2 protein-coding genes and 1 pseudogene are annotated in these 1,312 nt (G+C 43.0%); all 3 read right to left on the bottom strand.

What is annotated here, in order from left to right:
* Positions 1–87: 87 nt before the first annotated feature.
* Entirely contained in the window at positions 88–270 is a 183-nt protein-coding gene (locus tag JGK11_RS32735; protein ID WP_293214512.1) for a hypothetical protein, read from the bottom strand.
* A complete protein-coding gene (locus tag JGK11_RS32730; RefSeq protein ID WP_293187208.1) occupies positions 263–664 on the bottom strand; it encodes a hypothetical protein in 402 nt (133 codons plus the stop codon). The genes JGK11_RS32735 and JGK11_RS32730 overlap by 8 nt, the downstream gene beginning before the upstream one ends.
* Positions 665–980: 316 nt before the next feature.
* Positions 981–1,172, bottom strand: a pseudogene (locus JGK11_RS32725) (ISAs1 family transposase); the annotation flags it as partial.
* Positions 1,173–1,312: the final 140 nt, after the last annotated feature.

Below are 1,312 nucleotides of genomic sequence, written 5' to 3'. Positions count from 1 at the left end.
AATGTCTTTATCTCCACATAAACTGCCTAATTATCAACAAGGCATAAGAGCTATGAGCCTTATTCTATCAGCGTTATAGGCGACTTGTCACCCCGACAGGTCAATCCATTGTCTGACTCGGACTTTTCCCAAATCTGGATGTTCGTCAATTTCAATCTCTGTATCCGCTTGGAGCCATGTGGTTGGGTCATTGAGTCTCATTTTTTGCCCATGTTTGGGTGGTCTACCGCGACCACTATAGGCTGGTGGTGCTGACCACTCTTCAGGCATTCTTTCGGACTCTCATTAAACAATCAGCTTGAATGGAAGCTTGCTTTAGCGCTAGCACCCAACTTGCATTGCCATATTCTCGGTCTAAGACTGCTAATACTGGATTGATGCTTTGTTCACAGACAAGTTTAAGTTGGGAAGCTGCTTGAAGTATGGGTGAAGACCCACTACTTATTCTTTCATGGAGCAGAGGTAATGCCCAACTTCCGATCGCTTCAGGTATCCACGCAATTGTACTGTACCCCTGTCCCACAATGCAGCCGCTCTGATATTCATGGGTTCTGTCTTTTAACGTTTTGGCATCTCGTCTGCCCCATGCAGTGTGGTCGATTGCTACTAATATATGTTCCGTTGGGGCTGCTTCTTTCTGTAATTGCTCTAGATACAGCAGCATCAGTTTTTTTCGGTCTGGTCTACAGTCTTGTAATGCTTCATAGATGCGCTTGCCATTGACGCTTGAATAATGGATTGAGTGAAAATTCCGCTAAACATGACGCATTTCTGGTGGTCATCACTGAATCCATCAGCTCGAATGTTGCATACGAGAGCTTGCACCAATAATTCATATGCTGCTTGACGAAAGTCCTTTAATCGTTCACTGTTCATTTAAGGAGTGGATAGGTTTTCTTTTTCACCCTCATTCTCTCCTGGCGCGGTGGCTCTAGTTCTTCTTTTGCCACCGTTCTCATCTTTGGTTAGTCTAAACTACAGTAAGAATGGCGAAGAGTTTTGCCATCAATTGCGATCACCTCTCCTGGATTAAAGCAACTAATAGATTGAATCCAACTCAAAAAATATTTCTGAAATTGCTCCGGCTTGAGACGAGAAAATACTCTCGCAATTGTGTCGTGTGAGGGTATGCCATTCGGTAATTATAAAATTTTCTTTAACCATTCGTATTTAGGTAATGCCCTGAAGGAAAGGATCGAAGCAAGCTATAATCAGAGAAGTGTTTGCCATAGCGTGATATGACATTAGAAATTAATTGTTGCCCTAATTGTGGCTCAAAAGAAGTTAGTCGGAACGGTAAAACTCGGCATCA

Origin of the sequence: Microcoleus sp. PH2017_34_RAT_O_A (assembly GCF_020737885.1) — a bacterium.
Lineage (GTDB): Bacteria > Cyanobacteriota > Cyanobacteriia > Cyanobacteriales > Microcoleaceae > Microcoleus.
The sequence above is the reverse complement of the archived record's forward strand: the minus strand, read 5'-3'. Positions and strand labels throughout refer to the sequence as shown.

Excerpts from the sequence above, each read along its gene's own strand:
- JGK11_RS32735 (WP_293214512.1), bottom strand. The coding sequence starts at position 270 with ATGCCTGAAGAGTGGTCAGCACCACCAGCCTATAGTGGTCGCGGTAGA.
- JGK11_RS32730 (WP_293187208.1), bottom strand. The coding sequence starts at position 664 with ATGCTGCTGTATCTAGAGCAATTACAGAAAGAAGCAGCCCCAACGGAA.